Genomic DNA, 21,042 nt, shown 5'->3' on the forward strand with positions numbered 1-21,042 from the left:
CCTGACCCGCCACTACACCGTGCGCGGCGCCGGCGCCGACGGCACCCCGCTCACGCGCGACGTCTACGTCGACGCCACCGCCGGCGTCGTCGCCCTCGCCCACGACGCCCGCACCCCGTCCACGGCCACCGCCGCCGCCCGGCCCGAGGCCGTCGCGCCCAACGCGGCCGCCCCCGACCCGGCCCCGGCCACCGTCACCCCCGCCACCGGCACCGCCCCCGACGTCCACGGCAAGAGCGCGAACGTCAACATCGGCAAACTCCCCGACGGCACCTACCAGTTCACCGACCTCACCCGCCCCGCCGCGATCACCACCTACGACGCGGCCGGCCGCGACGTCGGCGACTTCGGCACCATCCCCGCCGACGCCCGCCCCGCGAGCTCCCCGACCCCCGACTTCCCGGCCGCCACCGGCACCGACGGCGCCACCGACGCGCACCTCAACGCCGGGATCGTCTACGACTTCTACCGCGACCGCCTGGGCCGCCTCGGCCTGGACGGCAAGAACGGCCCGATCGTCTCCGTCGTCGACGTCACCGCCGGCGGCCGTCCCTACCCCAACGCCTACTGGGACGGCAGCAAGATGATCTACGGCAGCGGCAACGACACGTACTACCCGTTCTCCGCCGCCCTCGACGTCTCCGCCCACGAGATGACCCACGGCGTCATCGCCAACAGCGCCAACTTCGCCTACCTCGGCCAGTCCGGCGCCATGGACGAGGGCCTCGCCGACTACTTCGGCAACGCCATCGAGGTCACCACCCGCGGCATCGCGATGAACGACCCCAGGGCCGCGCTGCTCGGCGAGGACCTGTGCCGCACCGGCACCCCGCAGGCCTGCGCCACCCGCCACCTCGACGACCGCCACACCACCGTCGACGACTACGTCGGCGCCTCCCTGGCCTCCGACAACGGCGGCGTGCACCTCAACTCCACCATCTTCAGCGGCGCCCTGTGGGACATCCGGCGCACCCTCGACCCGCTCACCGCCGACCGCGTCGTCTACCGCGCGCTCACCGAGTACATGACCCCGCTCGACGACTTCGTCGCCGGCCGCAACGCCGTCCTGGCCGCCGGCCGCGCCGACGGCCTGACCCGCGCCCAGCTGCGCACCGTCGCCGCCGCGTTCGACGCCCACGGCATCAAGGCCGGCTGGCAGCACCGGCTCGGCCTGGACAGCCGCACCCTGCTGCGCGACATCACCTCCACCATGGCCGCCCCGGTGGCCGCCGACGGCCACTGGGTGATGCTGGGCAACACCGACGCCACCCGCAGGACCACCGCCCTGTACACCGGCACCGTCACCGGCGGCGGCACCCCCGTGCGCCTGAGCCCGGACGACGGCCGCTACCACAGCTGGGCCGCCACCGACGGCACGAGCGCGGCGTGGCTGGCGGTCGGCAAGGACGCCCAGGGCGTCTTCGGTTTCGAGGTGCTGGCCGCGCCGCTGTCCGGCGCAGGACCGGTGCGCAGCGCCTACCGCTCCACCAACCAGCAGCCCGGCAACATCCGGACGGCCGGCGGCGACGTCGCCTTCACGCTCCGGGACTTCGCCACCGACACCACCCGCGTCCATGTCGTCCACGCCGACGGCTCCCCGGAGACCGTGATCCCGCTGCCCGCCGGCCACCACGCCGCCGGCCTCGACCTGAGCGGCGGCGTCCTCGCCTGGACGGAGGGGTGGATGTCCGGCCAGGACTACGTCACCGCGCCGACCACCTACTCCCTGGCCGAGGGCAAGGTCACCGCCCAGTACGTGCCCGCCGACCCGAAGAACCTGGCCGACTCCGTCCACCTGGCCGGCGGACGCGTGCTGTGGGTCCAGAGCCCCGCCGCCGGGCGCGCCACGATCCGCTCCGGCGCCCTGGACGGCTCCGGCGTCACCGACCTCCTGCCGGCCGCCTCCACGGCCCCCGAGCCGGCCACCCTGACCGTCTCCGACCGCGCGGTCACCTACGTCTCGCGCACCGGACGGGTCACCGACAACTGGACCAACGCGCAGACGGCCAAGCTGTGGCAGCTCCCGCTCACCGGCGGCACCCCCGAGCGCGTCTCCTGCGACCGCGGCTCCCAGGACGCGCCCGCCGCCGACCGCGGCACCCGCGTCGTGTGGCTCGACGCCACCGCCGGGCGCACCGACCTCGTCACCCGTGAGCGCCCCGCCGGCGCTCAGTGCGCCAGCGAGTCCGCGCCCCGGTAACCCTCCGGGACCCCGTCGGCGAAGATGGCGTCGGCGTCCATGTGGCGGGTGCGCAGCGGGAGGATCTCCCGGTACGCGGGGGAGTCGTACCACGCGCGCACCCGCTCCCGGTCGGGGAACTCGATGACGATGACGTCGGTCCCCCAACTCCCCTCGACCACCTCGACGTTCCCGCCGTGCACCACGAACCGGCCCCCGAACGGCTCCAGGGTGGCGTCGATGCGCTCCAGGTACTCCACGATGTCGGGCCCGAACTCCACCGACCTGACCTGGGCGATCGCGAACGCGCTCATCAAATCCTCCTCGGCCTACCGCTGTTGTCGTCTGCTGTTCCGCGCTGACGTCGACGACGGTAGGCCGTGGCGTACCGCCCGCGAATCCGTCACGCATAGGTAGGGCGACCGGCCATGGCCCCCGTCGTCGGGACACCCGAGGCCCCGGCCGGGACGCCCCGCGGAGCCCGCGCGGCACGTCGGGTTCGGCCCCGGTTCACCCGAGGTTGCCGATGTGGCGCTTTGGTGTCGATTTGCGCTTTGACGTGCAGGGATGGAGTCGATACCGTCCGGTTGATCATCTTCACGGCCGGCTCTGGGGGGCGTTGGCGTCTCCCCCGGCGTGTCCTTCCTCGGGAGAGTTCGTGCAGCGCAGAATGCGAAGAATGGCCTGGCCCGTGGGCCTGGCAGTGGCGATACCGGTGGTGGCCGGGTCGGTTCCGGCGGTGACGGCATCGGCTGCGGATGCCGTCGCACCGGCGGTGGTGGAGGACTTCTCCTACCCGGGCGCCGCGAAGATCCTGGCGGACCACAACATCACCCTCAAGGCGGGCGACGGGCACATCGTGCTCGCCGACTGCGCCTCGGGCCCGGGCCTGGTGGAGCTGTACAGCCGCTCCGCGAACCCGAGCCAGGTCTGCTTCAAGATCACCGGGCGGACGGGGTACCTGTCGCTGGAGATCCCGCAGATCTACAACATCAAGGGCGACGACCACGCGATCAAGGCCACGCTGAACACCGCGGGCACGGTCACCAGCGTCGACGTCAACAAGAACGCCTGGACCCCGGTCGGCGAGGGCGGCACCAGCGGCTCGACCACGCTGCTGGAGCTCAACGCCACCGACGGCCCCGCCGCGACGGCCCCCGCCGGCGCCTACCCCGCGGTCGGCGCCCTGACGATCGGCCAGCCCGGCCGCCCCGGCTCGCGCGCCTGCACCACGACCCTGGTCGACCCGCAGTGGGTGCTCACCGCGGCCGCGTGCTTCGGCGACAAGCCCGCCGCCGGCGCGCCCGCCGCCCAGAGCACCGTGACGATCGGCGGCCGCACCATCCCGGTCGTCGAGATCGCCCCGCGCACCGACCGCGACCTGGTGATGGCCCGCCTCGGCGCGCCGGTCTACGACATCACCCCGGTCGCCGTCTCCGCCACCGCGCCCGCCACCGGCGAGGACCTCACCGTCGCCGGCTACGGCCGCACCGCGACCACCTGGGTCCCCGCCGCGCCGCACACCGCCGCGCTCACGGCCGCCGCCGTCAGCGCCGGCGCAGTCGACCTCACCGCCAAGACCGCCGCCGACACCGTCTGCAAGGGCGACTCCGGCGCCCCGGCGCTGCGCGCCAAGAACGGCGGCTTCGAGCTCGCCGCCGTCACCAGCCTCGCCTGGCAGGGCGGCTGCATCGGCGAGACCGAGACCCGCACCGGCGCCTCCGAGGCCCGCGTCGACGACCTCGCCTCCTGGGTGACGGCCACCGCCGCGTCCTCCGGCACGCTGATCAAGCCCGGCACCAAGCTGACCGCCGGCCAGTCGATCACCGGCCCCGGCCTCAAGCTGACGATGCGCGCCGACGGCGACCTCGTCCTGACCCACCGCCAGGCCGACGGCGGCGTCCTGTGGGACACCGCCACCGGCGGCAACAACGGCGCCTGGGCCTACATGCAGCCCGACGGCAACTTCGTCGTCTACAAGGCCGACGGCAACCCGGCGGCCGGCACCGGCGGCCTGTGGGCCACCGGCACCTACTTCAACAACGGCGCCTACCTGAAGCTGCAGAACGACGGCAACTTCGTCCTCTACAAGGGCAACGGCGGCGAGGGCGCCGGCGGCGCCCTGTGGTCGACCAGCACCTTCCGCGGCGACGCCACGATCAACGGCAACACCCGCATCTCGGCCGGCCAGTGGCGCGAGGGCCCCGCCTCCGTCCTGGAGGTCCAGAAGGACGGCAACGTCGTCCTCTACCGCCGCAGCGACGGCGCGGCCCTGTGGGCCAGCGGCACCGCGAACAACCCGGGTGCCTGGGCGTTCATGCAGACCGACGGCAACTTCGTGGTCTACAAGGCCGACGGCAACCCGGCGGCCGGCACCGGCGGTCTGTGGGCCAGCGGCACCTACATGTTCGGCGGCAGCCACCTCAAGCTCCAGGACGACGGCAAGCTCGTCATGTTCAAGAGCGGTGACGAGACCCTCGCCACCACCGTCTGGAGCAACGCCACCCTGCGCCCGATCAGCCAGCTCAACCCGGGCTACCGCCTGAACGCCAAGACCACCTGGCTGGAGATGCAGTGGGACGGCAACCTCGTCCTGCACCGCAACAGCGACGGCGCCGCCCTGTGGCAGAGCAACACCACCGGCTGGGGCAACTTCCTGAAGATCCAGCAGGACGGCAACGCCGTGGTCTACAAGCTCGACGGCACCACCGCCCTGTGGAACTCCGGCACCTTCTGGTCCGGCGGCTCCTACCTGAAGCTCCAGGACGACGGCAACCTCGTCGTCTACAAGGCCGACGGCGGCGAGGGCATCGGCGGCGCCATCTGGAGCAGCAACACCTTCGTGAAGTAGTGCAGTAGTACCGGGCCCCGTTCCTCCCGCTCCGGCCGGGGGAGCGGGGCCCTTTTTCTTCCGGCTCAGCCCAGCAGGCGCAGCCTGGTGGCGGCGATGCCGACGCGCACGGTCTGCCCCCAGGTGAGGTCGAGGGCGTCGGACTCGATGCCGTCGCCGAAGGCCACCAGGTGCTCGGACTCCACCGTCAGCGCCAACTGATCCCCGCCGTCCAGCAGTCCGTGGACCCGGCTGGTGCCGGTGGCCGGGGACGGCCAGGCCTCGCGGACGAACCAGGCCAGCGCCGGGACGCCGGGCGCGGGCAGGACGAGCGGCGCGCCGCGCTCCAGCCACGCCGAGCGGCACCAGCCGGTGGCGCCCGTCCCGGTGCCCACCAGGACGCCCGACGACGCCTGCGCCTCGGCGGCGTCCCCGGCGCTCCCGGCCTCCCCGACCGCCAGGCGGTAGCGGGCCGTCTGATCGGCCAATTCTTCTGCCTACCTGGCCTTTTATGGCCAGGTAGGCGATCCCTGTTCCGGAGCCACGAAGTAGCGCAGGCCGAGTGTCAGTGGCGTGTTCTAGGTTGATCGCAGCGCCTGAAGGGGGTGTTCCACAATGCTGTCTGGTCGCAGGTACCGGCTCGAACTCGATGCCGCGCAGGCTGGGCTGTGCGAGATGTTCGGTGACGTCTGCCGGGCGGTGTGGAATACCGGCCTGGAGCAGCGTCGGGAGTACCGGCGGCGGGGTGCGTGGATGAACTACGTACCTCAGGCCGCCGAGCTGGCCGAAGCGAAGGAGGACTTCCCGTGGCTGGCCGAGGCGCCGTCCCACGTGTTGCAGCAGACCCTTCGGGATCTGGACCGGGCGTGCCGGGAGCACGGGACGTTCAGGGTCCGGTGGCGTTCCAAGGCCCGCTGGTCGCCGTCGTTCCGGTTTCCGGCAGGGAACCGGATCATGGTGGAGCGGATCGGCCGGAGGTGGGGCCGGGCGAAATTGCCGAAGCTCGGCTGGGTCCGCTTCCGGTGGTCGCGTCCGCTCGACGGGGTTGTGCGCTCGGCGACCGTCACCCGCCGGGGGCGGCACTGGTTCGTGTCGTTCCTCGTGGAGGACGGCCGGGCCACGCCCGAGCGGCACGCGATGCCGCAGGCCGCTGTCGGAGTCGATCGGGGCGTCAGGATCGCCGCGACCACCAGCGATGGCGACTTCCACGACCGCCCGTACGTCACGCCAGGTGAGGCGAAGCGGCTGCGGCGATTGCAACAGAGGCTCTCCCGGTGCGAGCGCGGCAGCAACCGCCGCAGGTCAGTGCTGGCCAAGATCAACGCCATCACCGGCCGAGTCCGCGACCGCCGCGCGGACTTCTGCGCGCAGACCGCCGCCGAGCTGGCCGCCTGCAACGCGGTGGTGGTGCTGGAAGACCTCCGCACTAGAAGCATGACCGCGTCGGCGGCGGGAACGGTCGAGGAGCCCGGCCGCAATGTCCGGCAGAAGGCAGGGCTGAACCGTGCCATCCTGGACAAGGGATGGCACCTGCTCGAACTCGCGCTGCGCAACGCGGCGCGCACTACCGGCACCGCTGTGGTGCTGGTCAATCCCGCGTACACGTCGCAGACCTGCCATGCCTGCAAGCACGTGGACCCGACGAGCCGCGAGAGCCAAGCGGCCTTCGGGTGCACCGCCTGCGGGCACCGGGATCACGCCGACGTGAACGCGGCGAAGAACATCCTCAACGCCGCAGGGCATGCGGTGTCAGGGCGTGGAGACCTCGGCACTAGCCGGTCCGTGAAGCGTCAACCACCGGTCACGCGCACACGAACGGGGCGAAGCTCCCGCGCCGCACGCGTGACCGCAATCCCGGCTTGTAAGGGTCGGGAGGAAGTCAAGCGGTAGGTGAGGGTGGCCTGGACGGTGACGTCCTGGAAGTCGGCGGTGCGGGCGTGGAAAAGCATGGCGAGCTCGCGGTCGTCCACCGGGACCTCGGAGATCGCGGCGGTCAGCGGCCGGAACCAGAACGCCAGGCCCGTGCCGTCGTGGGCGACCCTGCCGCGGCGCAGGTGGCGGATGTGCGCGGTGGGAACGGCGCGCAGGTGGCGCATGCCGAAGCGCCTGGTGATGTCGGCCATCGTGGAACCCCTTTTCGTCGCCTTGACGATATGGGGCGACCCCGCTTCTCGTCAATCCGACGAGAAGCGGGGTGGGGGCCGGTCAGCGGTGGGCGGGGAACTGCACCACCTGCTGGTAGGTCGGGCGGTTCTGCCAGGTGGTCTTGGCGTCGGTGACGCCGCCGAGCGGGCGCTGGATGACGGTGTCGGCGCACCACTGGTCGCCGGCCGCGCAGTCGCCGTCGCCCGGGTAGACCTGGGCCGGGCCCTGGGCGGCCGCCTGCGCGAGGGTGTTCAGCAGGACGGTCCGGCAGGCCGCGAGGTCGCCGCCGCCGCAGAACGGCCGGGCCAGCGGGCCCGCGACGCCGTCGCCGAGGACGGCGCGCAGGTCCTTGTCCAGGTAGCTCCACCAGCCGTACTGGAACGACGAACCCTTGTGCGGGATCGCCTCGTTGGCGCTGACCGGGCCGCTGCCGCCGCTGCGGCCCGAGGGCGACTCGTCGATCTGCAGCGCCCCGGTGAGCGCGGTGAACAGCTGGTCGCCCAGGCCCGGGCGCATCACGCCGTCGGCCAGCAGCGGCCACCACGCGTCCATCACGCGGATCGCGTCCGCGTCCGCGTACGCCCCGCTGCCGGGCGAACTCTCGTGCCGCGTACCGCCGTCGGCCAGCCACGCCTCCAGGTTCTGCAGCGCCGCCAGGGCGGCGGGGTCGGTGACGGGGGCGCTGCGCAGGACGCGGATCAGGTCGGGCAGGACGTCCTCGGCACGCAGGTCGGTCAGGGCCGCGCCCTCCATGGCCCGGGTGAGCGCGACCCGGCTCACCTTCCCCTGCTGCACCAGGGACTTGACGCGGGCGTCCAGCAGGTTGGCGCGGTGCACCGAGCCGTTGCCGAAGCCGGCCGCCGTGTAGCCGGTGGCCTGCTTGTTGTTCCACGAGACGTAGTAGTCCTGGTTCACGGACTGCGGGTGCTCGGCCGGCGGGGTGTAGCGGGCGGTGTTGCCCGCCGGGTCGAAGTCGGCCCACTCGTAGGCGGGTTGGGCGAGCACCGGCAGGCCAGGGTCGACGCCCGGGGCGCGCACCGGGTTGGACCCGGAGTTGTAGTAGGCGATGTCGCGCGAGTCGGCGTAGAACCAGTTGAACGTGTAGTTGATGTCCTGCGCCGCCTGCTGGAAGCTCGCCGCGTCGTGCACCGCCCCCGGGTCGTTGAACTCCTGGAAGCCGATGATGGAATCCGCCTCGTGCCGGTAGGTGGAGCGCAGCGAGGTGAACGCCACCGGCGCCCCGCCGACCGTGCCGCGGGCGCTCACCAGGCCGTAGTTCGTGCGGTACGACACCAGCGTGTAGGAGCCGGCCGGGGTGGAGTCGGCGGTGGTCGGGCTCCACGCGTCCTTGCGCTCCAGGCGCTCGAACGGCGTACAAGTTCCGTGCCACAGGTAGGAGTTGGACGAGGTCGTCACCGGCGAGCCGTCGCTCGTGCACAGCGGCACGGCGTAGGTGTCGGTGATGTCCTGCCCGGCCGAGGTGGCGCTCCACGCGTAGTCCTGCCCGCGCCCGAGCTCCACGTAGAAGCTCAGGCCCGCGAACGCCGCGCCGCGCGCGCTGATGCCCGGGCCCTGCAGCTCCTCCAGCATGAGCAGCTGCGGCGCGAAGTAGCCGGTCTGCGGGCCGAACACCGCCACCGGGTGCCCGTCGTCGGTGTGCGCGCCGGAGACCAGCAGCGCGTTCGACATGCCGTGCTTCGCGCTGAGCAGGTTGCCCGGCAGCACGCCCTTGGCGCCGGTGGCCGCCGACTGCGCGGACCCGGTGGCGTCGTAGACCTCCGGCTCGCTCACCACCGACCCCGGGTCGGGCATCGCGACGCCCCGCGGGTCGTCGGGCACCGTCGCGTACGGGAACGCCTGCCCGTCGTGCAGGGTCTGGACGGCCTCCGGGTCCTCCGCCTCGCGCAGCGAGCGCCACACTGCGTCGCCGGCGTCCTTGCCGTAGCGCGCCTCGGCGGCCGACTTGACCTGAGCGGAGGCGAGTTCACCACCGCCGCCGGAGCCGAACAGCGCGCCGATGACGGAGGCGAGGGCCACGAGGTCGGTCAGGGTGAACGGCGCGATCGACCCGGCGTTGGTGATCGGGTCCACGTGCCCCGTCAGGTCGTACTCGCCCGGGAACGTCCGGGAGTCGTACGCCTGCTGGATGTACTTGTTGATCCCGTCGAGGTACGCCGAGGCGTCCGCCAGCGCCTGCGCGGCCCGCCCGCCGCGCGAGGACAGCACGTCGATCTGCTGCTGCAGCTCGGCCTCGGTGTACGGCGCCGCGCGCCAGAACGTCTGCTCCAGCTGCCGGTTGGCCGCCGCGCCGCCCGCGAAACCGGACAGCTCGCCGCGCCCGACGTGCCGGAACAGGTCCATCACCCACAGCCGGTCCTGCGCGGCCGCGTAGCCCGCGCCGAACTCGGTGCCGTAACGGGTGGTGCCGGTGACGTGCGGCACGCCGGTCGCCTTGTCGCGCACGATCGTCACGTCGGAACGCGGACTGGCCGTGCTCGCGACCTGGTCCGCCGGCACGCCGAACGACGCGTCGTTGAAGAAGCTCCGCAGCCCGGCCTCCGTCAGGCCCGGGTAGCCGGAGGCGAGCGAGGCGTACGGGCCGAGCTGGTCGTCGGTGTGGGCCGGGCGGGTGCCGAACACCCGGTTCAGCAGGATCTCGGCGAGCGTGGCGTTGCCGTTCTCGCCGGGCGGCAGGATGTCGTTGCAGCGGCCCGCGCAGTAGTCGGCCGCTGCCGCCGTGGCGGGCGCGGCGGCCGTGGGCGTGGTGGCGAGCGCGGGTACGAGGAGCAGCGCAACCGCCAGTACGGCGGCGAGCAGCCGGGGGAGGGGTAGGGGGACGTGGGGGCGTCGGGGCACGTCGAGCTCCTGGGTGGGGAAGCTGCGGGGGCCTCGACGGTAAGGGTGTTACCCGCCGGTTTTCTAGGGGCGTGCATGCCACTTCACCGTTTCGCCACCATGGCTGACGACGCGTCAGTTCGGGAGCGTCGTCTCCGTCAGCAGCAGGGGCACCGGCAGACGGTCCCCGATCAGCGCCGCCAGACGCCGGGCCTCCGCCTCCGTGAAGCTCCCCGAGATCACCGCCGCACCGCCCGGCACCGCGGAGGCGACGGCCGGATGCGACACCACCGCGCCGTCCAGCACGATCGCGAACTGATTGGCGGGCGACGGCTGCGCCGCCAGCCGGCCCGTCACGTCCGCGAACGCCTGCGCCCCGACGGCGTCGAACGTCAGGTCGATCTGCCAGCCGGCCCCGTTCTGCGTGTCCTCGACCGCCTTCACCGCCGACACGTCCGTGCCGTCCACCGCCACCGGCCCCAGTGCGAACCCGTACCAGATCCCGTTCTCCGCGGCGTACCCGCACGCCACGGCCGGCTTGCCGGAGGCCGACTGGCGGTCCGTCCGCTGCGCCGCGTCCGAACAGTTCGGCACCTGGAGCGTCGTGGTGGGGTCGGCCGACACCGCCCCCTGCGCCGGCGCGCCGTTCGGCAGGGACGGCGCGAGCGCCAGGACCGGACGGAACCCGAGGTGCCCCTGCTGCGCGAGCGCCGCGAACTGCTCGCGCGTCGCCCCGGCGGCCGACAGCGACACCGCCGCACCCCTGACCTCCACCTTCGGCGCGGCCAGCCCCATCGCCTGCGCCCGGCGCTGCAACTGGTCGGCGACCTGCCGCACTTCGGCGGGGGAGGGGGAGCCCTGCAGCGTGTACGTGGCCTCCGGCGTCAGGCCGCTGCTAGCTTCCGCTGTCGCCGTCGTTGCGGGGGCCGTCGGCCGGGCCGTCCCGCCGCCCGCCCCCGTACAGCCGCCGAGCAGCACCGCACACGCCGCCGCCACCAGGACCCCCACGCCACCACGCGTCGCACTCATGCCGCACAGTGTCGACCCAACAACCCTGTGCACCAGCCGATTTGACCCTTCCGTGACAGACCTGTCGCTCTTTGGCCGGGTTCGTTCACCACCGCCCCGAGGTACATTCGGGCGAAAGGTGCCGGACACCGGCACGGGCGGGGGAGTCGGAAGGCCGGGGCAGTGCTGATCGTGCTCGTTCTGTTCGTCGCGGGCGTCGGCCTGCTGCTGCTCGGCGTCCACAAGCTGCACGCCGCCGTGCCCACCTGCTACGGCAAACCCATGTCGCCCGGCGACATCTGCGAGCCCCACACCACCGGCTCGTTCTCCGAGGGCATGCCCGGACCCCAGACCTCCACCTACCGCGAGCAGCTGGACAACCTCACCAGCGGCGGCTGGACGGCGATCGTCATCGGCGCGGTCCTGCTCGCGCTCGCCGTCGTGCTCGCGATCTCCTTCACCGCCTCCACCCTCCGCGAGCGCGGCGACTGAACCCTCGGCCGCCGCGGGTGCGCGCAACGCTGCCCGGCCTGCGCGCACCCGTCCCCCGTCGGCGGCTCAGCCCTCTTCCCACCACACGCTCGGCGGGTTGGTGGCCTTCTGCAGCCCGTCGCCGCTGTTGCAGCGCGCGAACGAGAAGTCGCCCCGCTTCACCCACGGCCCCTCGACGCTGTACGGCACGCCCGCGTGCACGCAGCCGATGACCACGTGGGACACGTCGTACCCGGGACACATCGTCGACCCGCTGTTCCCGGTCCACTGCCGGTAGCACGGCGGCATGGCGTCCGCCGTCCCCGCGCCGACGAACTGCACCCCCGCCACACCGACGAGCATCAGCCCGGCCGACACCACCCCGGCGACCCTGCTGCGCACACCCATCCCGATCCCCATCCCCATTCCCGGACGCCTCCGCTGAAAGAGCTGAAATGAACGGACTGGGGAACACGATGCATCCTGGCTGATAGCCCGTCAATGCCGCCGACGCTCCTGGCATATACCCGTTCCAGTCTCGCGCGGCGGTTAGGGGAAGGCCGGCCTCGTCAGTGCACCTGTGAGGCCACGAAACCGTTCAAGTCCGTGAGCGCCGCGGAGAGTTGGCCCGCGCTCAGCTTCGGCCCCAGCACGCTGCCGGCGAGGAAGTAGCCGAGGGTCGCCTGGCAGGTGCTCGCCGCTCCCGGCCCGGGCACCGCGCAGCCGACAGACTGCGCCGTCCCGCCGGTGCCCGCGAGGGTGACCAGGGCGAACACCTGCCCCGGCGGCGTCCCGGCCGGCGCCTGCCCGCTCGCGGCGAGGTTCGGCTCCCGCGTGCCCGCCGGGACGGACACCGCCGCCGCGTACAGGTTCGGGTCCCCGGTGCGCACGGCGTGCACGACGTCGGCGGCCTGGCGCGGCGGCGCCAGGCACTGCCCGCCCCGCGCGGCCTGCGGCACGAACGGACAGGCCAGGTCGACGTCGGTCTGCACGCCGCCGCTGTCGAACACGGCCTGCACGAGCCCGGAGTACGAGGCGCCGAGCGGATCGGCCGCGTGCGGGCCCGGGTGGACGTACACCTGCTCGCCGCCGTCCGCGGCGAAGAACACGACGTCGCACGTCCAGCCGCCCGGCGCGACCACGTACTGCGCGTCACCGGGGTAGCGGGCGCCGAACACCGCCGCGCCCGGCGGCAGGTTCACCCCGTCCGGGAGCGTGACCTGCGCCGCGAGCGCCTTGAGCGGCGGCAGCCCGGGCCCGGTCGACTCGTCCGGACACGCCTGCACCGTCACCGTCCGTGGCCCGTCACTCCCGGCCGCCACCGCCGGCGCGGCCCCGCAGACAGCGGCCGCCAACCCCGCCGCCGCCATGACGACCCCCGCTCGCGAACCGATCGTGCGACGCATGCGCGCACCTCCCTGGGCGTGCGGGGCAAGCCATACCGTCAGGCTAGATCCGCCCGCGCGGCGGCGCTCGGCGGCTACGCTCCGTCACTCCGGGAGCGCCGGAGGGGGAAAGTTGGGACGAGACCTAAAGCTGTCATTTAGGGTTACTGTTCGTCACTCCGCGTTGGGCCGAAGCGTGCGACGGGGGAGTTCTGACCAGCCGGAATATCCGCTTGCACCGCCGCCGCCCGCCCTCGTAAGGTCTGGCCGCAGCGACGACGTGTAGCTCAGCGAGACAGAGCACCAGGCTTCGGTCCTGGAGGGCGCGGGGGCAGGGCCCGCCACGTCGGCCATGGACAGAAACGCTGAGCAGCAGCCGTCAGGGGCCCTCGCCACGGGCGCCGTCTCCACCGACTACGCCCATGGGCAGCTGGCCCGCGCCTTCGTCGCCGCCGCCGCCCATCCCGACCCGGCCACCCGCGCCCGCGCCGAACAGCGCGCGGCCGGCTGGCGCGAGGTGCTGGCCGGCCTGCGCGCGGGCACCCTCGCCATCGGATCGCGCACCCCCGCCGCCGACCTGCCCGCCTGGGTCACCCCCGAGGTCCTGCACGGCGGCTTCGCCACCGGCCGCGCCCGCGCCGAAGGCCCCCTCCAGCCCCACGAGGCCGACGCCTGCCGCCGCGCCGGCATCCCCGAAGGCCGCGCCGAACTCTTCGCACACTCCCTCACCGAGCCCGGACTCGCCCACCTCTGGCACCTGCTCGACACCGGCCGCTACCGCATCACCGTGCCCGAGGAGGCCGCGCTGCTCACCGTGGCCTGGCTGGTCCGCGCCGGCGAGCAGCAGGCCGCGCTCGACCTCGTCGACGTCCTGCGGCCCTTCGCCGCCCGCCTGCGCTTCACCCCGCAGCCCGCCGACGCCCCGTCGGCCGCGCCGGACACCGTCCACCGCCGCACCGCCGGCGAGGCCTCGGCCGCCCTCGCCCGCCGCACCCCCAACCGCGCGGTGGAGGCCCAGCGCGAGGCCCTCACCGTCTGGGCGCCCTTCGCCGACGACCTGCTCACCCACTGGCTGGCCGCCGGCGGCAGCCCGGTGCCGGACGGCCAGACCCCCGACGGCCAGACCCCCGACGGGCCGTGGCACCGCCGCGGCGCAGAACTCCTCCTGCGCTACCGCACCCTCGCCGCCGCCCACCCCCTGTGCGGCAAGCACCGCAACCCCCGCGAGAACCTCGCCGTCCTGCGCACCGCACTCGAACTGACCGTCACCGGACGGCAGTTGGACCCCCGCACCCGCGGCCGGCTGCGCCACGCCGTCGACGCGATGGTGCGCCGCCGCGGCCTGCCCGGCTCCGCCGAGCACACCACCCTGCGCCGCGCACAGGCCCGCCAGGCCGCCCAGCCCTCCCACCACGCCGTCGCCCGGCTGCTCATCGCCCGCCTCGCCGACCACCCCCGGCACGACGGCCTGGCCGACCCCCAGGCCCTCCTCACCCCGGTCACCGAGGCCGAGAGCACCGCTCTCCCGGCCGGCACCACGGTCCCGCCCGCCCTCCACAAGCCCGTCCTCGCCGCCACCAGCGCCCCCGTCGAAACCCTCATCGCCCGCGGCCTGGTGCCCTCCGCCGAAGTCCTCGCCGAACTCGCGCCCCAGCTCGCCGCCGTCACCGAGGCCTCCGCCCACCCCGACCCGGCCCTGCGCGCCCTCACCGCCGCCGGCCACAAGGCGTTCGCGGGCCGCCGCTCCCTGCTCCTGCTCCACTACGCCCGCCAGGTCCGCGCCGACGAACTCCCCTGGAACCTCGCCGTGCGCCCGCACCGCACCACCGACGCCATCACCCGCGACGCCCACCTCGCCACGCTGCACCGCCTCGGCGCCCTGGCCGTCGCGACGTTCCCCGGCACGCTCCTGCCCAACCCGCTGCTCGGCGAACTGTCCGCGCTCGCCCGCGAGGCCGGCATCGACCTGCCCTTCGTGGAGGAACTGGCCGCCGACATCTTCATGGGCGGCTTTAGCCCCAAGTACCTCCAGGCCGCCCGCATCGCCGCCGAACTCCTCGAAGGATCCCTCTACGAGCGGTACTTCGGCATCGACTACGCCTCCGTCTACGCGATGGACGACACCTGGCAGTTCTCCGCCCTGTGCACCCGTCGGGCCGGGCGCACCGGCGCGCCCTGGTCGGTGACGGGCAACGGCGCCGTCATCGAACAGGCCCAGATCCTCACCACCCACAACCTCGCCACCCTCGCCGGGCCCGGCGCCCTCACCCCGCCCGAGGGCTGGGACGTCCTCGCCGAACGCGCCTTCACCACCGCCTGCGGCTTCGCCTCCCGCGGTCTCACCACCCGCACCGCCCGCCGCAGCGCCGCCTTCGCGTGGCGCCAGATGCTCTTCCACCTCTCCCTGTGCCCGCCCCGCACCCGCGCGGCCGCCCTGGACGCCCTCACCGCCCGCCCCCATCCCGCAGCCCTCGCCGACGCCGTCGCCGACCTCACCCACCTCGCCCTCGGCGCACCACCCGTACACACCCCGCTCCTGGGCTGGACCTCCGGCGAGCGGTCCGGGGCCTGACGCCCGACCAGCCACGCGGCCCGACGCCCCTACCACCCCGGCCGCCCACGCGGGCGGGCCCGGCGAAATCCACGCGGCGCCCGCCAGGCGCCTGTTACGGTCCGCTGCCATGGCAGTCGACGCGGCGGACGAATACACCCGGAATGTCGAGGCACTGGCCCGGCGCTTCGACGTCGGCTGCCTGGTGGCGCTGCTGCCCCGCGCCCACCGGGCCGCCGCGCTCGCCGAACTCGTCGACGCCGACCCCGACTTCTTCTTCCTCGGCCACGACCACCCGCCCACCGTGACCGACAGCGCCGTCACCGACGCCACCCCGGCCGTGCGCCGCGCCCTGGCCCGCACCGTCCGCAACCCGCAGGCCCAGCAACGCCTGGCCGACCTCGACGACACCGGCATCGACGCGCGCCTGGCCGACAACCCGTCCCTGACCTACCCGGTCGAATGCCGGCTGCGGCTGCGCCGCCCCGCCGTCGTCGTTGCCGGCAGCGGCTACCGCCCGGAGCACCACCGCGCCGCCCTGACCTCCCGCGACCCCGACCTCGCCGCCGCCGCCCTGACCGACCGCCGCACCTACCGCTGGGGCGACCCGATCCCGCCCACCGTCTGGGCCGACGCCTGGCGCACCGTACGCCTGGCCGGCGGCCCCGGCCGGGTCCGGCAGGTCCTGGCCGCCCTGCCGCCCGGCGCCGACCTCGACGAGGCGACCCGCCGGATCGCCGAAGCCTGCGCCCAACCCGACCCCGAACCCTTCCTCACCAGCGCCGAGGACCGCCTCACCGGCACCGGCGCCCTGCTGCGCCGCCTGCGCGGGATCCGAGCCGCGCCCGACGCCCCCCGCGGCCGGGCGATCCTCGCCGAGCCCTACCGGGTGGACTGGGCGCTGGTCGCGTCGGCCGGCCTGTCCCGCCGCCTGCCGCGCCTGGCGGCGCGGCTGCTCGCCCGACGCCCCGACTGCCCGCCCGACGTCGCCCGCGTCCTGCTCACCGGCCGCCCCGCCCCGCGACACCTGCCCGCTCCCGGGCCCGCCCCCGTGCCCGCAGCTCCCGGGCCCGCAGCTCCCGTGCCCGCAGCCCCCGTGCCCGCAGCTCCCGGGCCCGCCGTTCCCCCACCCCGCGCGGACGGACCGCCGCCGTCCGCGTACCACCGCCGCCCGCCCGTCCTCGGCCCCCTCGACGCTGCGGACCCGCTCGCCGTCCTGGCCGCCACCCCGATCGGCAAGGACGGCCTGGACATCCACCACGTGTGGTCCGCGATCGAACTCGGCCGGATCACCGCCCGGCAGGCCGTCGACCACGCCCGCCCGGCCTACGCCGTCGCCTGCCACGCCGGCCAGACCTCCGCCTTCCACGCCGGCACCCGGGAACCCGGCGGCGGCCGCGCCGCCCTGCACACCGCAGCCCTCGCCCACCTCGCCGAACACCTCGCCGCCCACCCGCCGGCACCGGGCCTGTGGCGCGAGGTCGACACCCTGATGCGCCCCTTCCCCGGCCCCCTCCCCGCCCTCCTGGCCGCCGCCGCGACCCGCGCCCGCACCGTGCCCCCGGCCGCGCGCTTCCGTCCGCGCCCCTGGTTGACGCCCCGGCCGCCGGGGGAGGCATAGCGGGACATCAACGCCCGCACGGACGGCAGGAGGCCGGGATGGATCCCGACATAGCGGCGATGACCAGGGTCGTGGGCGAGGCCAGGACACAGATCAGGGAGAACGCCCTGCCCCGCGCCCGCACGCGCCGCGCCGACGTCCCCCGGCCGGACGAGGCGGCCCTGCTCGGCGCACTCGCCGACCTGCTCGACACCGCGCGGGAACTGGCCGAGACCATCGGCCCCCGGATGACCACCCCCGACGCCCGCGCGTCCTACGGCTGGGCCGGGCGGCGCCTGCGCGAACAGGCCGAGAACCTGCGGGCCGACGAACGCAAACTCGCCGCCGACGCCGCGGACACGCAGGCCCCCACCGCCGCCGGCTGACCCGGACCCGGGCAAACCACCAGTCGCCCTTTCGGGTGCCGAGGGGTTGGGCGGCGCCCGGCGGTGGCAGAACGCCGGGCATGACCATCCACACCGCGTCCCCGCGCCCCCGCCGCCGCCCCTACCAGCGCCCGGCCTGCTGCCGGACCTGGCACACCGAGCACCGCCTGCCCGACGGCACCCCCGTGCGCACGACCTGGCACCAGCCCGCCTGCCAGGCCCGGCCCGCCCGGTGACGGGCCGCCGGCCCGAACCCTTCCGCCCCGGCGCCACGAGTCCAGGGCGTGTCCTTCGGGCCCGCCTGGGCACCGGACCGTGACTGGCCGCTGCCCGAACTACCGCTCGCCGCCCGCGGCTTCGGGCAGGATGCGGACGGCTGAGGCGATCAGCGCCACCAGGTTCGGCGTCCAGCAGTCCGCCTCCTTGGTCGCGACCTCCGCGCCGCAGCCCGCACAGACGAGGTTCGGCCCGTCCAGGCCGTCGGGACCGCAACACCCGTTGCGCCGCCCGCTGTCGGGGTGCCGGCGGGTGCCCGGCACGTCGTCGGGGTGCACGACGAACACCGCCCCGTCCCGCCCGGCCGAGAACGTGCCCCGCGCCATCCGCGGCCTGCCGATCCGGTGCCGGGCCGCCCGCTGCCCGCCATCGGCGGCCGGCCGGGCCTCGCGGAGCGCGCCGGTCAGCGGGTTGTCGCAGGTCACACAGGCGAAGACGGTCACCGGCCCCATTGTGCCCTGCCCCCTCGCGGGCCCTGTCACAGGCCCGTGCGACGATCCGGAGCATGATCGCCCCGCTGGAATCCCTCCTGCCCGCCACCACCGCCGACGCGTACGCCTCGACCACGTACGCCGACTGGGCCGCCGCCCACGACCCCGGCGCGGCCGCTGCCACGCGCGAGGCGGTCGAGGAGATGAACGGCCAGTTCAACCGGTACTGGGAGAAGCCCGGCGGATTCGTCGACCTGATGGCACGCCGGGCCCGGCGGCTGCCGCCCGCACACCTGCCGTGGTTCTGGGACACCGTCGGCCACCACCTGCTGCGCAACGGCATCCGCGCCGCCGCCCGCGCCTACGTCGCCGCCCGCGCGGCCGAGTCCGCCCACGGCTTGCCCGTCGACCCCGGCTACCGGCGGGCCAACGCCCTGCTGTTCGCCCGGTGCGGCGCCCTGCCCGCCAAGGAACTCGCCGCCCACCAGCGCTTCCTCGCCGAAACGCTGGACCCGTCCGCCGCCCACACCGCCCTCGACGAGTTGCTCACCGCCTGGGCCGCCTCGCCCGCCGAGCTGCCCGCCGACCTGGTCCGCCGCGCCCGCGCCTCCGCCAAGGCCGCCGGACACGGCGACGGCGAGGCCGCCCGGATGGCCGGCGCGATCCTCGCCACCGCACGGGACAAGGCCCTCCCGGCCGCCCTGCTCAACGACGCCGCGCCGCTCCTGAACGCCCATCCGCCCACCGGCGCGCACCTCGCCGCCCTCGTGGAGCTCTTCCCGTCCGGCACCACCGACGGCGGCGCCTGGCTGCGGCTGCTGATCGCCTGCGGCGCGGTGCGGGCGATGGCCGAGGGCCGGGTCGTCCCGGAAGGCGGCCTGCACCGCTGGCTCGGGCGCTTCGCCCACATGTACCAGTACGCGCGCCAGTCCGGCGGCGGCGTCGCCCGCCAGCAGCTTCCCTCCGAACTCCTCGACACGGTCGGTCGGTTCGGGCCCCGCCTGCGGGCCGGCGGCAGCGCCGTGACGCTCCACACCACCCGCTACCACTGGCAGGGCCTGGACGCCGACCTCCTCGACGCCTGCCTCGCCGCCCGGGTGCCCGTCACCGACCCCGGCCCCGAGACGCGCCTGCGCTTCTGGGGCGAGGACTCCCGCCGCGACCTCGCCGCCCTCGCCGCCGACCCCGTCTTCGGCCCCCGCCTGGAAGGCACCGTCCACGCCGGCCTGCTCCCGCACCACGGGTCCGCCCGCCGCCGCGCCGGCACCGCGATCACCCTGCTGCCGGGCAACGAGGGCATCGCCCAGGAGGTCGCCGCCCGCGTCGCCCGCCTCCTCGACACCGTCGCCGGCGGCGGCATGGCCGGAGCCGAGGAGGCCGTCACCGAACTGGAGACCGTCCTCGACCGCCCCACCGTCACCGCCCTCGCCGGCCTCACCGACGCCCTCGCCGAGGCCGGTACCGCCGGCGCCCTGCGGCGCTCCCTGGCCGCCGGACTGCCGGAGGAACTGGCCTGGCCCGCCCTGGAGTCGGTCCGCGCCGAATTCGAGGCGCAAGCGGACGGGGCCGACGGCCCGACCGGCATCGAGGGCATCACCTGCACCTGGCCCGTCCTGACCGTCTTCGACCGCGAACGCGCCGTCGCCGTCGACCCCGACGGCATCCGCGCCACCTGCCGCTTCACCGTCCCCGACGACGCCACCCTCTTCGCCGCCCACTACGCCGGCGGCTCCTTCCTCATCAGCTGGACCCTCAAGCCCAGCCCCTACCACTGCGACACCGCCGTCTGGGCCGACCACCCCGACACCCCCTTCACCCCCGGCGAAGTCCGCGGCCTCGTCCCCTACGGCGGAAGCCTGGACGGCGCCTACGGCTTCCAGTTCGAGACCGCCGACGGCACCGGACGCCACAGCGGCGGACACGTGCTGCGCCCCGGCGACACCCACGGCATCGACGGCGACGAACTCCAGCTCGGCGACGGCACGCGGATCTGGACCAACGCCGTCTTCGGCGACCGCCCCTGGCGCCCCGTCGACCCCGCCACCGGCGAACCCCGCGACGAGACGCCCCTGCCCGCCTTCCCCGGCCGCCCCGCCGACCCCGCCCGGCCCGCCGAATCCGGCATGACCGTCTCCCACGAGGACCTCCAGCTCGCCCCGCTGCCCGACACCCTCACCACCTCCCCGCTCGGCAGCCGCGACGGACTCGTCGGCACCCGCGTCCTGTACCGCACCCGCCACCGCGACCACGCCCCCGACCACTTCCTCCTCGAAAGCGTCGACGGCCGCACCGCCCGCTTCGACATCGACCGCCCCGGCCAGACCCCCTGGGGCCTGTGGGCACCCCCGGAAGGCGCCGCCGAGGACGTCGTCCTCGCCGAGTCCCAGACCCGCACCGGCGTCCGCGCCTACACCCCCGACGGCACCCTGCTGTGGGAACAGGACGGCCACGACACGCCCCGCCGCTCCCGCGGCACCCCCACCCGCGCCGTCACCGTCTGCGGCGGCAGCGCCCTGCCGCCCGCCTACTGGTACCTGCTGCGCACCCGCGACCGGGCCGCCTCCCGCGCCCTGCGCGCCGTCACCCGCCCCGCCGCCGACGCCCTGCTCGCCGCCGCCCTCGACGGCCCCGGCGCGCTGCGCGCCGCCGTCACCCGCGAACTGCCCGCCGTCACCGACCCGGTGCTGGTCGAGGCGGTCGCCGCGGTCACCCTGCGGGCCGCCCGGGTGGAGGAGCGCCGCCTGGCCCTGCACCGGCGGGTCGCGATCCTCGCCGAGACCCCGCCCGTCCTGCCGCGCCGCTCCGCGCCCGACACCGAGCTGATGCCCGCCCTGTTCGGGCTGCTCCCGGAGGGGCCCCGGGGGGGGGGGCCGCCCCCCCCCGGGGGCCCCCCCCCCCCCGCGGGGGGGGCGCCCCCCCCCGCCCCCCCCCCCCCGGGCCCCGCC

Annotated in this window: 14 protein-coding genes, 1 tRNA gene and 3 pseudogenes; 10 read left to right on the top strand and 8 right to left on the bottom strand. The window is 74.8% G+C overall.

Translation table 11 applies throughout. The annotated features are described in order from the left end of the window. Window positions 1–2,200, top strand: a 2,200-nt coding sequence (locus tag ACFV4G_RS23100) for a M4 family metallopeptidase (RefSeq protein WP_380443324.1), incomplete at its 5' end; no start/stop codon positions are given. On the opposite strand, the gene ACFV4G_RS23105 is transcribed toward ACFV4G_RS23100, so the two are convergent. Further along, entirely contained in the window at window positions 2,170–2,493 is a 324-nt protein-coding gene (locus tag ACFV4G_RS23105; RefSeq protein WP_380443326.1) for a DUF1330 domain-containing protein, read from the bottom strand. The two genes, ACFV4G_RS23100 and ACFV4G_RS23105, sit on opposite strands and share 31 nt — an antisense overlap. 365 nt (window positions 2,494–2,858) lie before the next feature. Here ACFV4G_RS23105 and ACFV4G_RS23110 point away from each other — a divergent pair, with 365 nt between their 5' ends. Continuing rightward, window positions 2,859–5,030: a trypsin-like serine protease gene (locus tag ACFV4G_RS23110; protein WP_380443328.1), complete on the top strand. Its 2,172-nt coding sequence runs from the start codon at window positions 2,859–2,861 to the stop codon at window positions 5,028–5,030. Between the two features lie 65 nt (window positions 5,031–5,095). Here ACFV4G_RS23110 and ACFV4G_RS23115 read toward each other — a convergent pair. Further along, window positions 5,096–5,488 (bottom strand): annotated as a pseudogene (locus tag ACFV4G_RS23115) (hypothetical protein); the annotation flags it as partial. 136 nt (window positions 5,489–5,624) lie between these two features. Here ACFV4G_RS23115 and ACFV4G_RS23120 point away from each other — a divergent pair. Then, the gene (locus tag ACFV4G_RS23120) at window positions 5,625–6,899 is read left to right on the top strand and encodes an RNA-guided endonuclease InsQ/TnpB family protein (protein ID WP_380443330.1); all 1,275 of its coding nucleotides are present in this window, start codon (window positions 5,625–5,627) and stop codon (window positions 6,897–6,899) included. On the opposite strand, the pseudogene ACFV4G_RS23125 reads toward ACFV4G_RS23120, so the two are convergent. The 3 genes and pseudogenes from ACFV4G_RS23125 to ACFV4G_RS23135 form a co-directional block, all read right to left on the bottom strand. Next, window positions 6,887–7,132 (bottom strand): annotated as a pseudogene (locus ACFV4G_RS23125) (SPFH domain-containing protein); the annotation flags it as partial. The gene ACFV4G_RS23120 and the pseudogene ACFV4G_RS23125 sit on opposite strands and share 13 nt — an antisense overlap. An 82-nt stretch (window positions 7,133–7,214) precedes the next feature. After that, entirely contained in the window at window positions 7,215–10,010 is a 2,796-nt protein-coding gene (locus ACFV4G_RS23130; protein ID WP_380443332.1) for a penicillin acylase family protein, read from the bottom strand. Window positions 10,011–10,124: 114 nt separating this feature from the next. After that, window positions 10,125–11,018: a hypothetical protein gene (locus ACFV4G_RS23135; protein WP_380443334.1), complete on the bottom strand. Its 894-nt coding sequence runs from the start codon at window positions 11,016–11,018 to the stop codon at window positions 10,125–10,127. A gap of 162 nt (window positions 11,019–11,180) precedes the next feature. On the opposite strand from ACFV4G_RS23135, the gene ACFV4G_RS23140 reads away from it, so the two are divergent. Continuing rightward, window positions 11,181–11,489 carry a hypothetical protein gene (locus ACFV4G_RS23140; protein ID WP_380443336.1) on the top strand — a complete coding sequence of 103 codons (309 nt, stop codon included), beginning with the start codon at window positions 11,181–11,183 and terminating at the stop codon, window positions 11,487–11,489. 66 nt (window positions 11,490–11,555) lie between these two features. Here ACFV4G_RS23140 and ACFV4G_RS23145 read toward each other — a convergent pair whose 3' ends face one another. After that, on the bottom strand, window positions 11,556–11,870 hold the full coding sequence (locus ACFV4G_RS23145) for a hypothetical protein (protein WP_380443338.1): 315 nt from the start codon (window positions 11,868–11,870) through the stop codon (window positions 11,556–11,558). 167 nt (window positions 11,871–12,037) lie between these two features. After that, window positions 12,038–12,874, bottom strand: a complete 837-nt coding sequence (locus tag ACFV4G_RS23150; protein WP_380443340.1) for a hypothetical protein — start codon at window positions 12,872–12,874, stop codon at window positions 12,038–12,040. A gap of 255 nt (window positions 12,875–13,129) precedes the next feature. Between ACFV4G_RS23150 and ACFV4G_RS23155 the strand changes: the two genes are divergently transcribed. From ACFV4G_RS23155 to ACFV4G_RS23175, 5 genes are all read left to right on the top strand, one after another. Continuing rightward, window positions 13,130–13,206 (top strand) — tRNA-Arg (locus ACFV4G_RS23155). After that, entirely contained in the window at window positions 13,206–15,425 is a 2,220-nt protein-coding gene (locus ACFV4G_RS23160; protein WP_380443342.1) for a hypothetical protein, read from the top strand. The genes ACFV4G_RS23155 and ACFV4G_RS23160 overlap by 1 nt, the downstream gene beginning before the upstream one ends. Before the next feature lie 109 nt (window positions 15,426–15,534). After that, a complete protein-coding gene (locus ACFV4G_RS23165) occupies window positions 15,535–17,025 on the top strand; it encodes a hypothetical protein (protein ID WP_380443344.1) in 1,491 nt (496 codons plus the stop codon). A 38-nt stretch (window positions 17,026–17,063) separates the two neighbouring features. Further along, the gene (locus tag ACFV4G_RS23170; protein ID WP_380443346.1) at window positions 17,064–17,390 is read left to right on the top strand and encodes a hypothetical protein; all 327 of its coding nucleotides are present in this window, start codon (window positions 17,064–17,066) and stop codon (window positions 17,388–17,390) included. A gap of 80 nt (window positions 17,391–17,470) precedes the next feature. Further along, entirely contained in the window at window positions 17,471–17,626 is a 156-nt protein-coding gene (locus ACFV4G_RS23175) for a hypothetical protein (protein WP_380443348.1), read from the top strand. Between the two features lie 99 nt (window positions 17,627–17,725). Here ACFV4G_RS23175 and ACFV4G_RS23180 read toward each other — a convergent pair whose 3' ends face one another. Continuing rightward, on the bottom strand, window positions 17,726–18,109 hold the full coding sequence (locus ACFV4G_RS23180; protein ID WP_380443350.1) for a hypothetical protein: 384 nt from the start codon (window positions 18,107–18,109) through the stop codon (window positions 17,726–17,728). 62 nt (window positions 18,110–18,171) lie between these two features. Between ACFV4G_RS23180 and ACFV4G_RS23185 the strand changes: the two are divergent. Further along, window positions 18,172–21,042, top strand: a pseudogene (locus ACFV4G_RS23185) (hypothetical protein); the annotation flags it as partial.

It is taken from the genome of Kitasatospora sp. NPDC059747 (genome assembly GCF_042732955.1).
In the GTDB taxonomy this organism is placed as follows: Bacteria; Actinomycetota; Actinomycetes; order Streptomycetales; family Streptomycetaceae; genus Kitasatospora.